Source organism: Providencia sp. SP181, assembly GCF_050446505.1.
Classification (GTDB): Bacteria; Pseudomonadota; Gammaproteobacteria; order Enterobacterales; family Enterobacteriaceae; genus Providencia; species Providencia vermicola.
In genome coordinates, this window is record NZ_JBBPXM010000004.1 from 175,437 (window position 1) to 195,228 (window position 19,792).

Sequence of the window (19,792 nt, forward strand, 5' to 3'; positions counted from 1 at the left end):
TAATGAAAAGTATTCATGAACAATCAACTCTATACTTTATTAATATCATTGCCAAATTATCAGGGCAAACCAACACCAATAAACTTGAGGAATTAATACATAAAACCATCAGCTACAGTGAAAAAGTTAAACTAATCAAAAAAAATCATTGTATTAACTGCAAAAAAAAACATCAAAAATCAAAAAATATTTCCAAGCTCACTTGCCCTGTTATTTTATATGATAACCAGGGTGAAGCATTTTTATTAGCTAATAAAAATAATGAACAAGTTCTTATTCAGAAGTTTGGTAACTCCCCACCTGAAATCTGGGACATAACACAACTACAACAACATTGGAGTGGAGACTGGTTGCATGTCAGTCTGAAACAAGGCCAATTTGATATAACATGGTTTCAAGTTGAGTTTATGAAATATAAAGCTATCATTCTTTGGGTTTTATTTTTCTCATTTATTCTCCAAATTTTAGCGTTAGTCTCACCTATTGTAATGCAAGTTATTATGGATAAAGTTTTAATTCATAATAGCTTAATGACTTTAGATGTTTTAATTTTTGGTTTAATCGTTGCGGCATTTATCGAGGTAATATTAAAGGGGCTGCGTGAATATATTTACCATCATACTGTAAATCGTATTGATATGACCCTTGGTCTTAAACTTGTCAATCATTTATTACGGCTCCCGATTCCCTTTTTCAAAAATCGACAAATCGGTGCTATTGTTACTCGAGTCAAAGAATTAGAAACAATTCGAGAATTTTTAACCAGTAGTTTTTTCACATTGTGCGTAGATGTCTTATTTTTATTTGTCTTTATTTATGTGATGAATTTAATCTCTACAACACTCACATTAATATTTTTATGTTCTATCCCTCTTTATCTAGTATTAGCTTGGTGGTTAACCCCTAAAATTGAATCCGCTGCCCAGCAACAATTTACCAATATTGCCATTAATACCTCTTTCCTAACAGAAAGCATTAATGGTATTGAAACAGCAAAAAGCTTATCAGTTGAACCTAATTTTATCCGCCGTTGGGATCACCAAACCTCTGATATGAGCCAAACTAACTTTGTTTCTGGCCAAATTAGTTCTCGTTCTGAACATTTAGTCATGGTCATTGAGAAGGTCACGAGTGCCATTGTGTTATGGGTTGGCGCTTCTGAAGTATTAGCCTTGCAAATGACAATCGGTCAGTTTATCGCTTTTCATATGATGGTGAGTCACGCCAATCAGCCGCTGGTCAAACTGGTTAAATTATGGGGAGACTATATCCGTACCAATGTTGCCATAGAAAAATTATCACAAATCATAAACTTACCTATCGAACAAAATAATAAAGAAAACACCCCATCCATCAAAGGAAATATTGTTCTTAAAGATATCTCATTTCGTTACCAACCCAACATGCCTTATATCCTTAAAAACTTTAATTTAAATATTAAAGCAGGGGAAACCATCGGGATTGTCGGTACATCAGGCTCAGGGAAAAGTACCCTTGCTCGCCTACTATTGCGGCTTTATACACCGGAAAGCGGCGCCGTATACGTTGATAATATGCCTTTATCCACTATCAATTTAAATTCACTCAGACAACAAATCGGCATTGTATTACAAGAAAATTATCTATTTAGCCAATCAGTTTTTCATAACATTGCTCAGACAGCCCCTAACGCGTCAATGGATGAGGTAATTTATGCCGCCAAAATGGCTGGCGCTCATGATTTTATTCTTAAATTACCAATGGGCTATGACACGGTGCTCGCAGAAGGTGGAACTTCGCTTTCTGGAGGGCAAAGACAGCGTATCGCAATTGCTCGCACCTTACTGGCAAACCCTAAAGTCATTATTTTTGATGAAGCAACTAGTGCTTTAGATGATGAGTCCCAAGCGGTTATTCAAGAAAATATGCATGTAATAGCCAAGGGGAGAACCGTGATTACCATCGCTCACCGTTTATCAACCATCCGCCACCACCAGCGGATCATTGTGATGCAAGATGGAAAAATTATTGAGCAAGGTAGCCACCAGCAGCTTATCGAGCAAGGTAATTTTTATAAGCACCTATGGACACTACAACAGTCTCTAAAATAAGGCATGGACGCAACATGAAACATCGATTAGAACGAAACCGTTATAACAGTTTTTTACCTTCGCACTTGGCTATTTTAAAAACACCACCTTCATATTTAGCCATGTATGTCGCGATAAGCATTAGCTTTGGTATTTTTATTGCCGTAGCTTGGTCATATTTTGGCAAGTTAGATATTCAAGCCACCGCACAGGGAAAATTGATTGTTTCTGGCCGTACACAATTAATTCAAGCATTTGAATTAAGTCGCCTACAGCATATTCATGTCGAGGATGGTCAGAGTGTCAAACAAGGCGATCCATTATTAACCGTTAATGTACTCGGTGTTGATCAAGATATTCTGAGCCTAAACTATCAACATAGTTTTCACGTGGCAGAGGCTTTAATTCATCAAGCTTTGTTGTCCCAACAACCCATTGCTAAATTACCGCCGTTTAATCAATTAACAGGCACCGAGCAAAAAAGTGCGTTGGCAAGTTATCAAACTCAACAAGCTGAATTTGAGTCACTCATTAATGAAATTAGCAATGAAATGCAGCTTAATGTTGTTAATCAACAAGCTAGAAGAAATGAGTTGAATTCAATTAATGCATTGATAAGTAATATTAAAAAACGCCTTGATGCACACCATTCATTGACTCAAAAACAGTTGATTAGCCAAAAAGAGTTTTTAGAACAAGAGCGGGAGCTCTTAATTGCAAAAAAAGAAAAAATCACTAAGCAATCTGAGCTCTCTACACTACTCGCTCAGCACCATGCATTAGTCGAAAGACAAGACAGAATCAAGGCGCAAAAAAAACAAGAATGGGATGATAAATACAAACAAGCGGTGTTTAAACAAGTTTCACTCCAACAAGAGTTATTGAAAAACCAAGAAAGGAACCAATTAGAAGTTATTCGAGCGCCTGTTGATGGTACCGTTCAACAACTTGCCACTTATACCCTTGGCGCCGTACTTCAACCCGCTCAACAACTCATGGTGATCGTGCCAAATAGCCATGTCCAACTCGCCGAAATAAAAATCTTAAATAAAGATATTGGCTTTATTCACGAAGGTTTGAAAGCCGATGTCAAAATTGATGCCTTCCCTTACACCCGTTATGGCACCATTGAAGGTGAAATTATCTCTGTTTCACGCGATAGCACCCAAGACGAAAACCTTGGGTTAGTTTTTCTCGGCCAAATAGGGCTTAACAAAAAAGAACTATTCGTTGACGGTGAAAACATCGAACTCACGCCTGGGCTTTCCATCGTAGCTGAAATAAAAACGAATAAACGCCGAATTATTGATTACCTACTTAGCCCTATTAATGAATATACCTCTAACGCGATGAGAGAAAAATAATCAATGGAACAAATCAATAACCATGGCTTAGATGCTTTAGTTTGGATGGCAAATTATTACCATAAAAATGTCTCTGCTGATCAACTTAGGCATGCGATTGGAATGCAAAACACCTCTCCAACAGATTGGGAGATGCGGGAATGTGCCCATATGTTAGGGTATGAAACAGAACTGGTTGCTTTGCCGTATTCAAAACTCGAACATATTCCCCTCCCCGCACTTGCTTATATAAAGGGAACTTGGCAAGTGTTACATCGAGAAAAAGAGCTTATCCTAATTGACCCTGTAGGTAATCAGCAGCACGCAATTTTAGACGCTGGAGTTGAGCAGCATACTGAACTCGACATTTTGTTATTCAAAGAGCAATTGGAACCTGAACAAAAAAAAGCATTCGGCTTTAGCTGGTTCATTCCCTCTATCATGCGGCAGACGGCGAAATTACGGAATATTTTTATTCTTTCTGCAGTAATTCAACTCTTTGCATTAGTGAGTCCTTTATTATTTCAAAACTTGATTGATAAGGTTTTAGTGGGGCGAAGCCTCTCTAATCTGCATATCATTGCGTTAGCTATCTTTGCGATTGCCATTGCTGAACCTCTGTACGGCTTTATTCGCAATAAAATTTTCAGCCATACCAGTAGCCAGATTAGCGCTGAACTATCTGGGAAAATTTATCGCCATTTAATGGCACTGCCGCTCAATTATTTTAAACTACGTCCAACGGGGAAAATTATTGCGCGGATCCGTGAACTCGCACATATCAGGCAGTTTTTAACTGGCTCTACGTTAATGCTGTTTATTGATTTTATCTTTGTGATCTTATTTATCGCCGTCTTATTTTCCTATAGCAGTGTGATGTCTTGGATTTTACTGGGTTCAATGGGGGTATTTTTTATTTTATGGATGGCTTTAGGCCCCATGATCCGCCAGCAAACTGAAAAATCCTACCAAGCAGATGAAAATGGGCTGACATTTCTCACCGAAAGTATTACGGGGATTGAAACTATTAAAACCACTGCGACAGAGAAATATTTTAATAACCGTTGGGAAAAAATATTCAGTAAGCAATTACAGCAAAACTTCAAAGTCTCTATGCGCAGTGAAATTGCAACACAATTGATGACCCTAGTGAGTAAAATCACCACCGCAATCCTATTGTGGGTCGGTGTTAAAGAAGTTTTAAACGGAGGAATAACCCCTGGTGAATTAGTGGCATTTAATATGCTAAGTGCACATGTGACTCAGCCTGTTCTTCGATTTGCACAAGTTTGGCAGGATTTTCAACACACTATAGTATCCCTACGTCGTGTCGGTGATATTCTTGATAAACCAGTAGAAAATGAACGAAAAGGTATTTCAAGTTCTTCCGCTATTCAGGGGCAAATCGAGTTTCAAAATATTCGATTTCGTTATCAGGCCGATACGCCTGAGGTTCTCAATAATCTCTCGTTGTCGGTTAAAGCAGGCGAGTTTATTGGTATTACTGGCCCTTCAGGCTCAGGGAAAAGTACGTTAACTAAGCTCTTACAGCGGCTTTATGTACCACAGCATGGTCAAGTTATTGTAGATGGAATGGATTTAGCTGTCGCAGATACAGTATCACTGCGCCGAAAAATGAGTGTGGTTTTACAAGAAAGTACACTATTTGTTGGAAGTATTGCTGATAACATTCGCTTAAGTGCCCCCCAAGCATCAGATGAAAAAGTGATCCAAGCGGCAAAACTCGCGGGTGCCTATGATTTCATTATGTCTTTACCAGATAACTTCAATTCAGCCTTAGCAGAAAAAGGGTTGAACCTTTCTGGGGGGCAGCGCCAACGAATTGCCTTGGCCCGCGCTTTGCTGACTGAACCAGATATTTTAATTCTTGATGAAGCCACTTCGGCTCTCGATTATGAGTCTCAGGATGTGCAAATATTGATTAACGATTTATAGCTAGCAAAGCCGCACTACAAGCCAGCCAGCATTTTTGCGATTTGCTTATTTTTGCCTATTTTTATCTATTCATCTCATTTTTGTGTCACAATTTCGGCACAGTTACTTACTCACTTACACTAGATATCTTTTGGTAACACTGACATCTATTGTCAATAGCGGCTGAGCGGGGCTCATAGAGACGTTAACGTATTGACCAAATGAACTAGATTCGTTATTGAATATAATGTCTTCAGTCGTAGATGAGCCAGACCTGACCATGTGCAACTTAAACCTTGTGATCTTATTTCTTACTAAGTTGAATGTAGCAGGAGCTGGAATTCCTATCACTTCAACTCCGTCGACAAAAACTGAGTTATCATAGAATTTTGAATAACCAATGTACTTATTTAGGTTGTTTCCAAAATCAGCAATGGTGCTAGCAGTAAAGTGAATTCTGTTTCTATGCCAATCAACAGAACCAACATTAGTTAGTCGCATAATATCGCTGCTCTTTGTTGCGTACACATCGCATTCACTGATGCTAACATTGCGATTCAAATTCCAATCACTCATAAACCCTTCAAGCTTAACTATGCTTGAGTTCGTTACGTTATAGTTGCCCCTTGCTTGTAACGCCAAGGAAACACCATCGTTGACATTAGATCTTGCACTGTCAATCACTGACTCAACTTGAACTGACGCAGTTGCACGTATGTAAAGCTCGCTAAATATACATTGCTTTAAGTTCACTGCGATTTTAGACTCGGTTGATACTTCCATCGCAAGAAACGATAACCGTCCATCCGTGGATGCATCTGTTAAATTAAATACTTTTGGAGGTGTAAGGCTTGGGTTACTGAATGCGCTCCATAACCTAAAGTCTTTGTCTTTGTAACTATCAGCTACTGTTAAGTTTGTTATATTAACTTCGTTAAACATACTTAAACTTAAAGGCGACCCAGCTGGCAATTCTTTAACGTTGTTTGTGCTGCTTGAACTAATAAGCCCTCTGTTTGCAGCATTAGGATAATAAAACCCCTCCACCGTGACATTTTTTGCGTATAAATTACCGTCACAAAACCCACCCGCATCATCTCTTCCACGAATAAATCCCGAGTTGTTATACGCATCTCTCTGTATAAACTTAACATTATCTAAATACACATCACCCATGCAGCTTAATAGCAAACCCCAGTTACCAATGTTTGTATTACTTATTTTTAAATATTCCATGGACGGATTATGAAAATCTATTCTTGATAACGAGCTATTATTGAATGATGAGCGCCTTACTTCATTCGCTCCAACCGCACCCCAACCATACCCCTCTGATGTCATTTTATTTATATTAATATCAAGTGATTCTCCCATGTAGATTGTGTAAGTTGACCCTGCAGGGGATGCGATACTTACATCAGAACACAAGACACCATCAATAAATACATAAGCGCATCGACTTACACTAATCCTTTCAGAAGGGTTGCTCTTGTACTCGCCTCGGCTATGAAATGATATTTTATTTAGATTTATTTTTGAGCTGTTTGCTATTTTAACAAATGCGACCCCTGTATTTTGCTTGCTTTCATCTATGCTTAAGCCACTAACATCAATAAAGGTCTTTTCTAACTTTAATGATAAAACACTGGTTATTGTGCCTGTATCAAGAGAGTAATACATCGGGCATAATAACTGGCCACCGTACAACACTTGATTTAGTTCTTTTCTGTACCTGATGTTATTTCTGTAGTAGTACATAGGCTGGCTTGAATTTATCATGATAAAGCTGTCATTGAGTAAATCTTCATTGACTAGTGAATGAATGAAGTTACCGCCTTTACCAATCACCCCTGACTCTTTTATTTTTTTCACAATCAACGAGCTAGCGTCATGAGTTTCCCAGTTATTTTTCCTTTTTATCGAAAATGACCCATTCCAGTTTTCAGGGCGAAAAATTGCACCGTTGAAATCAGTATTAGTGTTAATTGTTATATCTCCGTCACCACTAATACTAAATACTCCACTATTCTGAATTACTGAAAATCCATGTTCATTAGCAAACTCAAACGCATCTTGAATTTGAGCCAATGAGTTATTAACACCTGTTGGGTCTGCACCGAATTGCTCTAAAGTCACCCAATTGACAATATCCTTTAATGTGCCTAATGGAGTAACTCCAATTAAAGACCCATCTCCCTTTCTCACATCTGATCGAAAACTCGCATCACCAACACTAACCCAAGCACCTTTACCGATGCCGCCAGTTGATTGCGGAGTCGACCCTGCTGGAACTTGTTTAGGTAAATCACCATCCCAACGGTAGTGATCGCCGTCGCCGTCTGGCAATTTCCACAATACCGTGCCATTTCGGCTAACAACTTCAGCGCCTTCCTGAAATGTTCCCGCTGGAGCATATCCAGCCGCGAGTAATGCTTGTTCGGATTCAATTTTAAACTTGGTGACTAGTTCGTTGAAAATCCACTCCATGCCCGCTGCTGTTAAATGGCAATTGCCAAAGCGGTCAATGTACTTATGTTCTAATGATGTGGCCCATATATCAAGTAGTCCAGAGTTAAAGAAAAGGTCTTTGATATCACTGCTTGGAACTGGCTTTTGTGTTGGTTTAACTTCTCTCATGCTTATTTTTTCCAATAAAAAAGCCAGCTCTAATGGCTGGCTTGTTGGTTAATGATTGCTGTTATGCGTTATAGTCTGGTTTTGCGTCGAAATATTCTGTTGCGGTTATGGTGTAACGTTCGCCACCGAGTGGGCGCTTATCAGTTATCACCCACTTGATGTTTTCAGTCTCAATTGAGGTTGCAATCACATACCTAGAAGGTGATTGTTTCTGATATCCATCGTAAAAATTGAGCTCAATATCTTCTGGCACGCTTGCAATAAAGCCAAACTCAGTATCTGGCCTTGGCTCTGCTTTAAACTTCTGCGTTGTGTAACCCATTGAATCAGTGAGATATACCCACATTTCATCATCGAATTTAATCTTTTCACTGGTTGTGAATACCTCCCCTTTTCGCTCAGTGATGTAACCAGCTTGCTGATTTGAGTCGTAAGTATCAGCAATAAGTACCATATCGCTAGGGTACACATTCCCACCGTCTGCAAGAGTCGTCAGGCTGATACTTGTTCGTTGATGAATAAGTCGGTTGGCTTCTAGCAACGCCCTATCCATTGCTTGATATCTATTACGACAACCTTGCAAAACAATCTTATTCGGTGTGCGTGATAGTCCTTCAGTGATGCCATTTTCATCAACTCGATAGCGGATATAGTCTTTCTTGTTGCGAACTGGCTCGACATACTCCAACTCAATCCCGTCATATCCGCTAGGCATCGACATGTCATACGATATCTTCATATCGTTGCCTGTGATGTTGGAACGGTTGAATGTGGTCATTGGGAATTCGCTGGACTGCTCCCGTGAGAATGTCAGTACGGCATTGTCGAAATAAGCTGTCACTCGTGCAGCATTACAGATAGTTTCGATGCGTTGACCTAGTGAGATATCCTCATCGTCAAAGGTGTAGTCGAAATACCCTAGTCGCTCATCTGGCAAACTATCGTAAATTCGATATAGCCCGTCAATGTCGATATTCTTCTCGCTTTCTCCTGCGGTAATTAACCATGTATGCAGCACCGCATCAGCAAAACTCCGTGATGGCCTGAGCGTGTAATCAACTTGCTTTGATGCTCGGTCATATGAAATGACCATGCGAGTAGCCAGCAGATTGTATTTGCGCTCTCTCGCCCCAGTTGGTGCTTCAGTTGCTCTCACTGACACATTAACAATCGTGTCATTCTCAAAAACGACATTCTCACGAACTCTGACAATGTGAGCGTTTTCGACTTTCATTATGCTTCTGTCGCTACTGTTGTTTACACGAGTTAACTGAACCGCATAGCGACTATATCCATCAATTAAGTCAATTTTGTCTGTTCTGTAGTAGTTTCTCGCTCCGTTATTTGCATGTATTGATATGCTTTTACTCTTCCTAGTTCCTGCCACCTCTTCATTATTAACATCGACTTTCCAGTAATCTATCCGTGCATTAGCCGTACTTCCACCGTCTAATTGACCTTGAGTATGCACCCATAACTGATCGCCATCGACAGGAGAAAAGAATGGTCCAACTGTTAGAAACTGGTTGTCATACATAACAAACTTAGTTGTGTTTATTCTTGTGTTTGAAGGTAATTGAGAAAACTCACTACCAGATAACTCATCAAAAAAGAACGTGTAGTACTCAACAGGGAGAATGACTGATTCATCATCAGTTTCCGCATAGGATGTCAGCCTCGCATCAACCGTGATGTTTTTTGTTATCATTATTTGCTCCATCTGGCCTGTTTCATTGTTGTAGGCCATAATTTCATAGCTAACGCTTATTAGCATTGATATGTAGCGAGGGAATACAACCTGAGTGAAGTAATCGAAGTCATCCTGCTTAACTATCTTCGCGTATGCATTTCCGCCAAGTAATTTAATTTCAACAACTTCGCTTGCCTCTGCTGTGTATCTAGGGATGTCCTTACTTTCGTTAGGTCCCGGCAATTCTTGCCCGTCAATATCAGGGAACTCAAAACCTTCGTTAATCAGCGGGATAACTTCTTTTGGCCTATATATCTTGTAGCTAGCGCCAGCCATTGCGGTAAAATCTGACTCTGCAAATCGGATGCTTTCCGTTTTATATTCGCCAATACCGATGTTTAGCCACTCGGTTACTGTCTTGAGATTATTGTTATACTCAAACATCGACTGCTGAATTAGGTCAGGAAATGCCCTTACTTGACCGTGTATTTCTGGTCTTGCTTGATACGCTCGAGCAACGTTTGTTTGACCTGTTAGCCTGTTATTCGGGCTATCTTTAACATTCGACTCAGCCGCAGAAAATGACGGTGTTTTAGGCGCAAGAAACGAGAATACCTTTGTAACCAAGTTAAACACTGGATTCAGAATATCGCCTATAACACCCTTTGGCTGGTCGAATACTTGAATAAAGTGAGTCGGTGTTATCTCGAAATCTAACTCGTCATCTTCTTGCAGTTCACGGCCGTTAACGATAATCACCACATCGGTATGCAACTTTTGATGCACTAGAAAATCACTATAAAAAAAAGAGCCGACCGTTAAATCGACTCTTTCTTTAGGTGTTCCCGCTATTCGCTGAATTTCAACTATCGGCATATTTCATAAACTCCAATTTTGTGAATTTCTTCTCAAGCACAATAAGCCTATCCATGCGTACAGCACCATTCTCGCCCCTGCTATGAAATGCATTACCGTCGATAACTAACCCTATGTGAGCTGGCTGAGAGCCGCGATAACCAATGAATATCCCATCATCTACTGGATGCTCGGTACGCTGCCAAAACTCGACCTCATTCTCATAGCAAGTTACAAAATCATGGTCCGATTCGTAGCCAGCGTCATGATGAATTTCTGTACCTAGTACGTACCTATAGTAAAGTACAACCAGCGCCCAACAATCACACGCTTCAAACGTACACGCCCGATTCTTCCACGGCTTGCCTATCATCTTGTTTATGAATTCATTTCTCGTCATTAAACCGTCTCCAAGACTGTGAATTCTTCCATCGTGTAAATGCGCCCAACGTTCTTATTTAACGGGTTATTCATCGACAGCGTGACAGTGACCGACTCCGCATCAAGTGAGCAGTCTTTCACGTACAGCGACCATTCGCTTATCGGATTATCTTTGTCGGCTGAATCAAACAATCTAAACGTTGCGATAACTGGCTTCATTCGAGTGTTTGACCGCCATAGCTTGAGTTGCTGCTTAAAGTCCTGCGCGACTCGGCTAAACTTAACAGAAGCATCGATAATCGGCGTTTTGCTTTGCTGGCTTTCAGCGAGTTCAAAGTTACACGGCTGATACTCAACACCGCCCAATACTTTAGGCTCTATCTGCAAGCTGACTAAATGAATGTTTCCGAATGAATCGTGGGAGAATTGAATGGTTTCGTAGAATGTGCGCATCGGCCGTTGCGCTCTGTACTCTCTTAACTTCATTCGCCCTCCTTACATCGTGGTAATCGCTCGGTGACGACGATATCGAGCAATCCCCACTCTTCAGGTAATAGCTCTACTATCAGGTCTCCGAACTCATCATCTGTATTGTTCAGTTTTCGGCAAATAATGCTTCCCGTCCACGTCACCACGCCAGCAACTATCGATGTCTGCACTGGCATTTGAACGAAGTGGACTATTTGCTCTTGTAGTCCACTCCCACCCAAATCAATCTCCATGCGAAACCAGCGCTTACCATTATCAAGATAGTTAGGGCTTCGCAGCCATTGAGCAAAGCGCCTTTCCTGCTCTCGTCTCAATACCCACCGCACACTCCAGACAGTTTTTAAATCATCCGTAAGAGGCTGGAAAATAGGAGCGCCAACCTGTGGCTGGTCAGTCCTAAATCCCGTGTCGATGGTCATGTTTTTGTCTGCCCTAATCGGCAATGGCATACCGCGAGGGTAATCAATAATTTCGTCCATCATTACCTCTATAGCCTTGTTGTCGCGGTAGTGTTTTGGGTAATAGCGCGATGCATTGGCCCCTTCTCATTCATGTCAGTTAGAAACGCTTGGACGGTCAATGTGTCGCCATTTTGCGTTGCTTCGGCTTCAAACCGGTGATTACCTGATGAATGGTCGTTAAATATAATATTCAAATTGATATTTTTGTTACCGTTCGCCTTATCCGCAGGAATAACCCTCCCTGACTTATTCGGAATGAACGCCTGTTTTCCGTCGTAAGTCTGGAATATCTCAGATTCTCCCGATTCATTAATACGGTATGGATTGCCGCCTGACACGTTACCGCCGTAGCGACGACCGCCGTAATTAACACCTCTTACAGCATTAACCAGTTGAGAACCTGCCGCCATTGCTTGCGCTATTGCTGGGATATTTGCAGGCCAAGGCATTGCAAGAGCATTACCGATTGCCGTTTGAAGGTTTAACGATGCTTGAGCAATTGCAAACGCTTTACTAACCGCAAACAACGCTTTATACGCTGCATTTGACTCACCGACAGCATCACCGAACGCTCCAGCAAGTGAACTCGCAAACTCAGACGTGGAACCAAGAAGGCCAGCCATATTGTTTTTGTATTCATCTTGCTCTTGCTTGAGTATTCTTTCGCGATCATATGTTGCTTGCTGCATGATTGCGGTTTTGGCATCCTCATACAATTGAGCGTTTTCAGTATCAATAAGCCGATACTTTTCTAAAGCTTCTAACTTTTGCTGTTCCTGTAGGTTTATCTGAGCGAGTGGGTCTTCTGCTGTATTGGTGTAAGGATTTTCAGCAACCTTGCCAGCAGCTATCTCTTGATTGGCGTACTTTCTTCCCTGTTCTGCTTGAGCTAAGTTTCTTACTGCTTCCTCAGCCTTCCATTGTGCCTCAGCTAATTCCTTGGCTTTATTGATCTGCTCTTGTGTCGCTTTATTACCAAGTCTCACAACAGCATCATATTTAGCCATTTCCAAGGAGTTATCTTTATACCCAGTGTTAAGCCTAGCAACTGCTTCGTACTGTTTCTTTAATGCATCAGCGGCTTCATTGGTTGTTTTTGATGATTCCTTTGTGCTTTTGGTGCGGTTTTTTTCTGCCTCAGATAAATCATAGTTCGCACCAGCTAGCGCAAGAGCTTCCTTCATTTGTTCGGAGTCAGCAGCAGTACCAGCTTTTAGCTGTCTTTGCTTTTCTGCCGCAACAGCTCTAGCTCTTTTACCTTGGATGTTTAAAAGTTCGTTTTGATCTTTTAACTGTTGAATATATTTATCGCCATCATCAGACCTGACTTCCTTGGCATTTTCTTCATTTAGATTGGCTTTTGCTTCAGCAGCTGCATTCATATACCCAATAGCAACGCCCAATGCATTGGCGTAGTTTCTTGTACTTTTTGCTGCTGTTTGAAATGCTTCTTCAGCACTGTTTACTTTGGTGTTAAGTAGTGACTGTGCATCTGATGCAAATTTCATTGTCTCTTCAAGTCTTTTAGTGCTTTCTTCAAGCTCCTTTGTTTTCTGGTCTATTTTTCGTTGGACTTCTGCGAGGCGGTCGCCATCACCACTAACAATCTTATAGGCATCTCTTAGCCCCATTAGGTCAGCTTTTAAAATGCCAATTTCTTTTTGTTGTGCTTTTATTGAGTCCTGTGCATCAGCTAGATTTCCCCTAATAGCAGCTACACTCATTTCATTGAAGCTGTCTCTTAATTCTTTAATGCTATCTGAGAAAGCTAATGCCTTTTCTTTTGCCTGTTCAGCTTGATTCCAAAAGTAATAAATAGCACCCGCTGCTATCATTGCAGCCCCAGCTGGCCCGCCTATAAAACTCAACCCGCTTTTAAGTAAGTTCATTGAACCAGTTAAAGCTCTTGAGGCAGCATTTAACCTAGATTGAGCGATTGCTAGTTGATCTGTAGCAATAGTCTCTGCTTTTGCTATTGCTACCAGCTCAGCTGAATTTGTTGCTAATTGCTTCCTGATTGCCGTTCTTTGAAGCTCTGTTTTCGCTGCTGTTAGTTGAGCGCTTAATGACTGCTGAGAAGTCATTATTAAGGCCTTTTCACTTTGTATTTGTTGCAAAGTGACTTTAACTGTATTTAATTTTTCTACTGCCAGCCTCTTGCTGTCTATTGCTGCCTTAGCTGAATCGGCACCAAATTTAACTATTTGAGTTGATAAATTGCCAAAATATCTTGCTGCGCCGACAGCGACAATAGCGGTGATAGCTTTTGCTAGGTAGTCAAAGTTTTCTGTTAATACAGCGAACCCAGCAGATACTGACCTTGTGATTCCGAGTGTCTGATTTAGCTCTCCGTAATATGCTTTAGCTGAGTTAGTAAGCTTGGTGAAACCATCCTGAACGGTGTTATCCATGCTATCAGCTAAAGCATTGTTTGCATTCTTCGCAGCAGTTGTTGAATCAACGAATAGCTTCATGGAAATACCTGTTTCCATAGCCATTTTTTTTACATCATTTTCTGTTACTTTAACGCCGCCACGTAAACGTGATAATTCCTTGGCGATATCACCAACCACTGACGGGGTTGCGTTTAAGACTGAGTGCCAATCATTACCGCGCAGAACTCCGACTACCATTGCTCGATTTAATGCATTCATTGCCGATTCTGTTTGTTGTGCACCAGTAGCGTTCGCTGTAAATGCTGATGACAATGATTCTATATAGTCCATAGTTTGGGTTGTGTTGTAACCCAATTCTTTCATTGATGTTGCAGAACCTGCATACAGCGCCTGAACAGTTTCTATCGCTTTACCATTGCGGTTACTCACTTCTAAAAATCTATTTTGTAGTTCAGAGTAACGGCTTATATCTCCCTCAACTGAATTAAGAGCCATCTTGATCCGCGCAGCCATTTGCCCCCATTCATCAACGGCATTAACCACAGCACCAACAGAAAGAGCGGAGGCAACTAAAGCCGCTGTTTTTGAAAGAGAAAACATAGCCTTTTCTGTTTTGTCCACTGACCTTGATGTCTTTTCAAAGCTTGCGTCAAGGTCACTCAGGCTTTTATCTACCTGCCTGTTAGATGTTAATAGAGACTCTGTATCGGCTTTAATAATGAACTCTACTGAACCTGCATTTAATGTCATTGTTAACCTCTTTAAAAAAAGAAAGCCCATACAAATGTATGAGCCTTTAGCTAAAACAAAAAACCCCGCCAGTTGGCAGGGTTCATAAACTTATTTGATTTTTCTGTATGGCTTATCTATCAAATTTCTTGCCATCAGTTGATTTTAAATATGCATAATCACTGTAAGGTAACCTGATAATAATATTATCTTTGTCAATCGCATTACCTAACATGGACATTCTACATATCAGGCTTACCCCGCCAACTCTTTGCATACATAAGCCATCGGCGCTCTCAAAGAAGCGCATATCACCTTTTTTCCACATAACAACTGTCACACCATCTGGTATAGCACCAATCGGTTGAACCGTAAATATTGTAAGTTTGTTGTATGCAAAAACGGATATTGCAATGATTAAAACAACAAAAATAGCTATAATTTTTTTTATCACATGCAACTCCCTTTGGTTATAGCTTCCAACCGCAAGCTGATGAGATTTCTTTTGCCACTACATCTGCATTCTCAATATTAAATTCCGCAACCAATTGAGATTTACCGTAAGGGCTATAACCCGTTATTAAACTTTTCTTTCCTATAAGGCTCTTTATAAAGGTTGTTGCTTTTGGTGCGAATAATGATGTCCCACCCTCTCCAATCCCCCACGATTGGGAAACAGGCTTCCCCTTGTCAGTTCTTATTGTTACTTTTGACCCATACCCGCTGCCCATATAATCTTCCATTGATAAATAAGCTTCAGTTTTATTATTCTGACAACGCAATATTAATGATACATCTTGGTCTTTCGCAGATAGCATTGCATAGTAATCGGTTTTATCCGTAAGCTTGTTCTCTTCTTTATTCACCAACCAATCCCCAACCCTCTCATAATCAGACGAAAAAGCAGAGGCAGAGAGAAGCAAAGATAAGACAACAAATAATCTTTTCACTATAAAAATCCCTTGTAAGTAATAAATTATTCTTATGTTATGTATTATCATTACATTACTAAAGATAAATTTACTTTCTATTCTTGATTTCGTGATCGATATCTCCACTAGCGGACATCTCACCATCCCATCAATTAGTTTCAGTAATGTTAGCTTAGCGGGGGTGCAAATTGAAGCAAACAAAAAGCCGCAAAAGCGGCTTAAGTCGGATAGAAAATCAATTTTTAGTTAGTATCTTTAAGTTGATACAGTTTTTTTATTTCACGACACCTCAATCTAATGATGCCGACATGAGTGGAGTCTATAGATAATGGCCTATTATCCAATTCTTTGTCGTTAGTGGTAAATTTTCTCAATTCCATGAATGCCTTACGAGGATACTTTCCTCCGCCAAGGTTTTGGATATCCCTAGAAATATCAGTTATTTCTTTAAGTTTTGATGCTATTTTCATTAGTGTTAATTGTGGATTTTGCTCATCTATTTTTTTTATTGTCCAAAAGTCCAAGCAAAAATCCTCATATTTATTTATCTTTTCTCTTAACAACCTGACGCTTTCATTATGATTACTTATTATCCGCTCGCTCTTGGCTAATATTTTTCCTTGATTTACTTGGCTGCACGCGATTTTCACGGACACGCCCCATCCAGCCAAAACTAAAATCCATGTTATATATTGATTTTTATCTAAAAACAAAGAAGTAAATTCATCATATGACATAAAGTTACTCCTTTTTCATATCATCTACGGCATCATTTATATATTCATTAATTTCGTCTATAAGCTCTGGCTCTTCATTAGATATCAGAACAATAGATTTTACTAATTCAACAGGATAATTTTTCCTTATTAATCCGCCAAAAGACTCCTCCAAAAAAGATGACCCATATCCTTCAGTTCCATCTAAATCGATAGTTAATATGTCTGATTTTTTTAATTCCTTTTCAATCCACTCGCGAAATTCTTCACCAGAGCTTGGTCCTAATCGCTTATACCTTGGACCAGGGCATGGGTATCTATCCGCAACTTTAATCTTGCTCATTTATCATCCACCTCAAGAGGAATAGTCCATTCAATTATTGTACCACACACTGAAGTTTTATAATCCTTAACTATTTCTTTAGTTGCTCGATGCTTACCACCATATATATACCTGCCTTTATTAGAAAAGATAGATAAATTACCAGCACCTATATTATCGATAACTGACGTTATATCACTAAAACCTTTACCTCTATTATTCTGTCCAGTTCTAGTCTCAGACATAGTTGCTGCAGCTTTTATATATGTTGAATCCCTAACGTTCTGCAAAGAAACCATAATGGATTCAAAAAATTCTCTTAACACTGACACCCCTTGAGTTTTAGGTAGTGTCGATGGTATCCCTACTCCTTTATCACAAATAACTACAATAAGTTCTTTGTCTTTGTTAATACCAGCGAATGTCCACCATTTTGCTGTTTGCTCCTGCTCACTATGCTGATCATCGTCTAAATATGCATGCTCCACTGAGTTTGACATGGCCTCAACAAAACCTCGATACAATTTTCGACTCTTTACTCTTTCTAGTTCTTGTTTAATACCACTCATCATTTGAGATGCTAAAACAGGTTCAGAGCAAACGCCTGAAGTATATTTCCAAAATGTTACATCATCGTACTCTGGAGTTTCCCTTTTATCTTTTTTTAACAGGTCATAAAACCCTACCTGTTTGAGTATACTTTCTATTTTTTCATCTTTTGGATGAGAAAATGCTATTGCATTCACTCCATATGAACTTTTTTTAATTAAAACATCAACTTCAGCTAGAAATGATAACATTGCCGCAGCGCTGATTAGTTTAGTTTTAGAGAAATCAATGAATACCCTACGATTCGAATTTATAACACACTGCCTGACTTCATCAAGAAATTTATTCATAACCATATGGTTTTTATCATTATTATAATAATAGTCAATGTAAACAGGGGCTTCAAAATAAACTCTTTGGCTATTTTTCTTAACTCTTTTTGAGCTATTTCTTTTTATTCCGTAGTACTTGTACCTTTTAGATTTATACCTCAGAAACTCTAAAACATCCCAAGAAGTAGAAGATTTGGCATTAAATAACTTCCTTTTCAATTTGAAGCGTTTCTTTTTAAGTGCTTTTTTTGGCATTCCTCTATGCTTATTCATGATTCACCCTCATACATCTTCTTGACGGTTTCCATGAATAGCTCTTTGAACTTATCTGATTCTAAGTTGGCTAGTTCGTCTATGTTCTTCGGCTTTCTTTCTCCATCTACAGCTTCCTGCAGGATCATTATTATTTCCGAGTTCATAGAGCGCCCATTTTTAAGTGCTCTCTTTTGAATTTTTTCTTTTAAATCATCAGGTATTCTAACGCCCATTGGCGTTAAGCCTCTCATGCCTTTCATTGTAGCTACCCTCTGCAATATTTAGCATCACAGTGTAGCTAAAATAATATTGACTAAATACTTTTAAGTTGATAGCTTTATGGCTACACTTTAGCTACACAAAGGGCAAAAAAATGAGGATGAGAGAAGTTTCCCCATTAGGGTTAAGAATCGACCCCGAAATCAAAGAAATTTTGAAGATTATTGCAAAGAAAGAAGGAAGATCTCTGAATTCAGAGTTGGTTCAGAGATTAAAGCGAACGCTCATACAAGATGGTTTATTGAGTTCTTAAAACAGCGAAGCCCCAACTGCGCGAACAGTCGAGGCTTCCTTAATTAGTCCGAGTCTAAAGGAAACGAACTATGAATACTATATCAACAATTAATGTACCTTTCCACGGTGATAACCTTTATCTGGTTAATTATGAAGGTCAGCCATTCGTAGCTATGCGACCATTCATTGAGGGAATGGGATTAGATTGGGCTTCACAATATACTAAGATAAAACAAAGATTTAAAACCTGTGTTGTGAATATCACAATGCAGCTTCCATGCGATAATCAACGTCGCAGTGTTGTTTGCCTAGCCCTTAAAAAGTTAACTGGCTGGCTTCATACGATAAACATAAACAAAGTAAAACCTGAAATAAGAGAGAAAGTTGCCGCATACCAAGATAGAAGCGACGACGTACTCTATGAGTATTGGACTACTGGCGAAGTTAAGGCTAAAGCGAATGCTCGTCAATCAACAGCAAAAGAACTTACTCCGCTACGTCAAACAGCTGAGCGTTTAATTGCTACTGGTGTCGGTAATATTTATCCTGATATCTGGAAGCATGTTCACAAAGAGTTCGGCGTTGAGCACATCAACGAGTTACTACCTGAACAGATACCGCAAGCCATTTCATTTCTTGATGCGCTAGAAGGTGAATACATTCCTAAACAGCAGTTACCACAGGTTGGACTTGAAAACCTTGCAATGCCAATGTCATTCTTTGATAGGTTCGATTGGCTGTTTGACCTTGAGGGTGTTGATAAAGCAGAATCACTATCTGAATTCTATAGATATCCTCAAAAGATGCTTAAGAATATGGCTGAATACCCGAACCCACTAATTGAAGTGCTGACCAAACTTAGAAGCATGGGCGTAAATATAGATGCAGCCTATTTTTGGTTAAAAGCTCTACAACATCATTACGAAGTTAATACTAGCAGTTTAAATAGAAAAGAAAGGCAGCTCTCAGATATTTTGCTAAGCAATACTTCTGTGGCTCACAATATTATCAAGTCAATCATAGATGAATGGCGAAACACACTAGCGCCAGCAATTAAAAAGTTAAATCCTAACTTAGAATCTGAAGTATCCAAGCAGTTATCTGAACTCAACGGCGTTGTTTATTGCAATTTATTAACCCTTAAAGGAAAACCAGAGGCCAAACTCTTAGCCTAATCCACCCCAGCCC

At 39.6% G+C, this 19,792-nt stretch carries 17 protein-coding genes; 5 read left to right on the forward strand and 12 right to left on the reverse strand.

Annotation, left to right across the window (positions count from 1 at the left end; genetic code table 11):
* The first annotated feature begins 2 nt into the window (after positions 1–2).
* The 3 genes from AABS66_RS08620 to AABS66_RS08630 are packed head-to-tail and all read left to right on the forward strand — an operon-like array spanning position 3 to position 5,368.
* A complete protein-coding gene (locus AABS66_RS08620) occupies positions 3–2,090 on the forward strand; it encodes a peptidase domain-containing ABC transporter (RefSeq protein WP_206086635.1) in 2,088 nt (695 codons plus the stop codon).
* A gap of 14 nt (positions 2,091–2,104) precedes the next feature.
* Complete coding sequence (locus tag AABS66_RS08625) at positions 2,105–3,433, forward strand: HlyD family type I secretion periplasmic adaptor subunit (RefSeq protein WP_206086634.1); 1,329 nt, start codon at positions 2,105–2,107, stop codon at positions 3,431–3,433.
* A 3-nt stretch (positions 3,434–3,436) separates the two neighbouring features.
* Complete coding sequence (locus tag AABS66_RS08630; protein WP_206086633.1) at positions 3,437–5,368, forward strand: type I secretion system permease/ATPase; 1,932 nt, start codon at positions 3,437–3,439, stop codon at positions 5,366–5,368.
* 114 nt (positions 5,369–5,482) lie between these two features.
* Here AABS66_RS08630 and AABS66_RS08635 read toward each other — a convergent pair whose 3' ends face one another.
* From AABS66_RS08635 to AABS66_RS08690, 12 genes are all read right to left on the reverse strand, one after another.
* Positions 5,483–7,984, reverse strand: a complete 2,502-nt coding sequence (locus tag AABS66_RS08635) for a hypothetical protein (protein ID WP_430224776.1) — start codon at positions 7,982–7,984, stop codon at positions 5,483–5,485.
* Positions 7,985–8,045: 61 nt separating this feature from the next.
* A complete protein-coding gene (locus tag AABS66_RS08640; RefSeq protein WP_430224777.1) occupies positions 8,046–10,460 on the reverse strand; it encodes a host specificity factor TipJ family phage tail protein in 2,415 nt (804 codons plus the stop codon).
* A gap of 76 nt (positions 10,461–10,536) precedes the next feature.
* A complete protein-coding gene (locus AABS66_RS08645) occupies positions 10,537–10,929 on the reverse strand; it encodes an NlpC/P60 family protein (protein WP_272672267.1) in 393 nt (130 codons plus the stop codon).
* Positions 10,929–11,396, reverse strand: coding sequence for a DUF1833 family protein (locus tag AABS66_RS08650; RefSeq protein WP_430224778.1), 468 nt, complete (start codon positions 11,394–11,396; stop codon positions 10,929–10,931). The genes AABS66_RS08645 and AABS66_RS08650 overlap by 1 nt, the downstream gene beginning before the upstream one ends.
* Positions 11,393–11,848, reverse strand: a complete 456-nt coding sequence (locus tag AABS66_RS08655) for a hypothetical protein (protein WP_430224879.1) — start codon at positions 11,846–11,848, stop codon at positions 11,393–11,395. Before AABS66_RS08655 ends, AABS66_RS08650 begins: the two co-directional genes overlap by 4 nt.
* Positions 11,849–11,886: 38 nt before the next feature.
* The gene (locus AABS66_RS08660; RefSeq protein WP_430224779.1) at positions 11,887–15,006 is read right to left on the reverse strand and encodes a tape measure protein; all 3,120 of its coding nucleotides are present in this window, start codon (positions 15,004–15,006) and stop codon (positions 11,887–11,889) included.
* A gap of 112 nt (positions 15,007–15,118) precedes the next feature.
* Positions 15,119–15,439: a hypothetical protein gene (locus tag AABS66_RS08665; protein ID WP_239978633.1), complete on the reverse strand. Its 321-nt coding sequence runs from the start codon at positions 15,437–15,439 to the stop codon at positions 15,119–15,121.
* Between the two features lie 16 nt (positions 15,440–15,455).
* Entirely contained in the window at positions 15,456–15,935 is a 480-nt protein-coding gene (locus AABS66_RS08670; protein WP_430224780.1) for a type VI secretion system-associated protein TagO, read from the reverse strand.
* A gap of 224 nt (positions 15,936–16,159) precedes the next feature.
* Positions 16,160–16,654: a hypothetical protein gene (locus tag AABS66_RS08675; protein ID WP_430224781.1), complete on the reverse strand. Its 495-nt coding sequence runs from the start codon at positions 16,652–16,654 to the stop codon at positions 16,160–16,162.
* A gap of 4 nt (positions 16,655–16,658) precedes the next feature.
* Positions 16,659–16,976: an STAS-like domain-containing protein gene (locus AABS66_RS08680; protein WP_272674605.1), complete on the reverse strand. Its 318-nt coding sequence runs from the start codon at positions 16,974–16,976 to the stop codon at positions 16,659–16,661.
* Positions 16,973–18,109, reverse strand: a complete 1,137-nt coding sequence (locus AABS66_RS08685) for an ATP-binding protein (RefSeq protein WP_430224782.1) — start codon at positions 18,107–18,109, stop codon at positions 16,973–16,975. Before AABS66_RS08685 ends, AABS66_RS08680 begins: the two co-directional genes overlap by 4 nt.
* Positions 18,106–18,351 (reverse strand): Arc family DNA-binding protein, encoded by a 246-nt coding sequence (locus AABS66_RS08690; RefSeq protein ID WP_430224783.1) that lies wholly within the window; start codon positions 18,349–18,351, stop codon positions 18,106–18,108. The genes AABS66_RS08685 and AABS66_RS08690 overlap by 4 nt, the downstream gene beginning before the upstream one ends.
* Before the next feature lie 119 nt (positions 18,352–18,470).
* Here AABS66_RS08690 and AABS66_RS08695 point away from each other — a divergent pair, with 119 nt between their 5' ends.
* Positions 18,471–18,623: an Arc family DNA-binding protein gene (locus AABS66_RS08695; protein ID WP_230089741.1), complete on the forward strand. Its 153-nt coding sequence runs from the start codon at positions 18,471–18,473 to the stop codon at positions 18,621–18,623.
* Between the two features lie 70 nt (positions 18,624–18,693).
* Complete coding sequence (locus AABS66_RS08700) at positions 18,694–19,779, forward strand: phage antirepressor N-terminal domain-containing protein (protein WP_430224784.1); 1,086 nt, start codon at positions 18,694–18,696, stop codon at positions 19,777–19,779.
* Positions 19,780–19,792 lie beyond the last annotated feature (13 nt).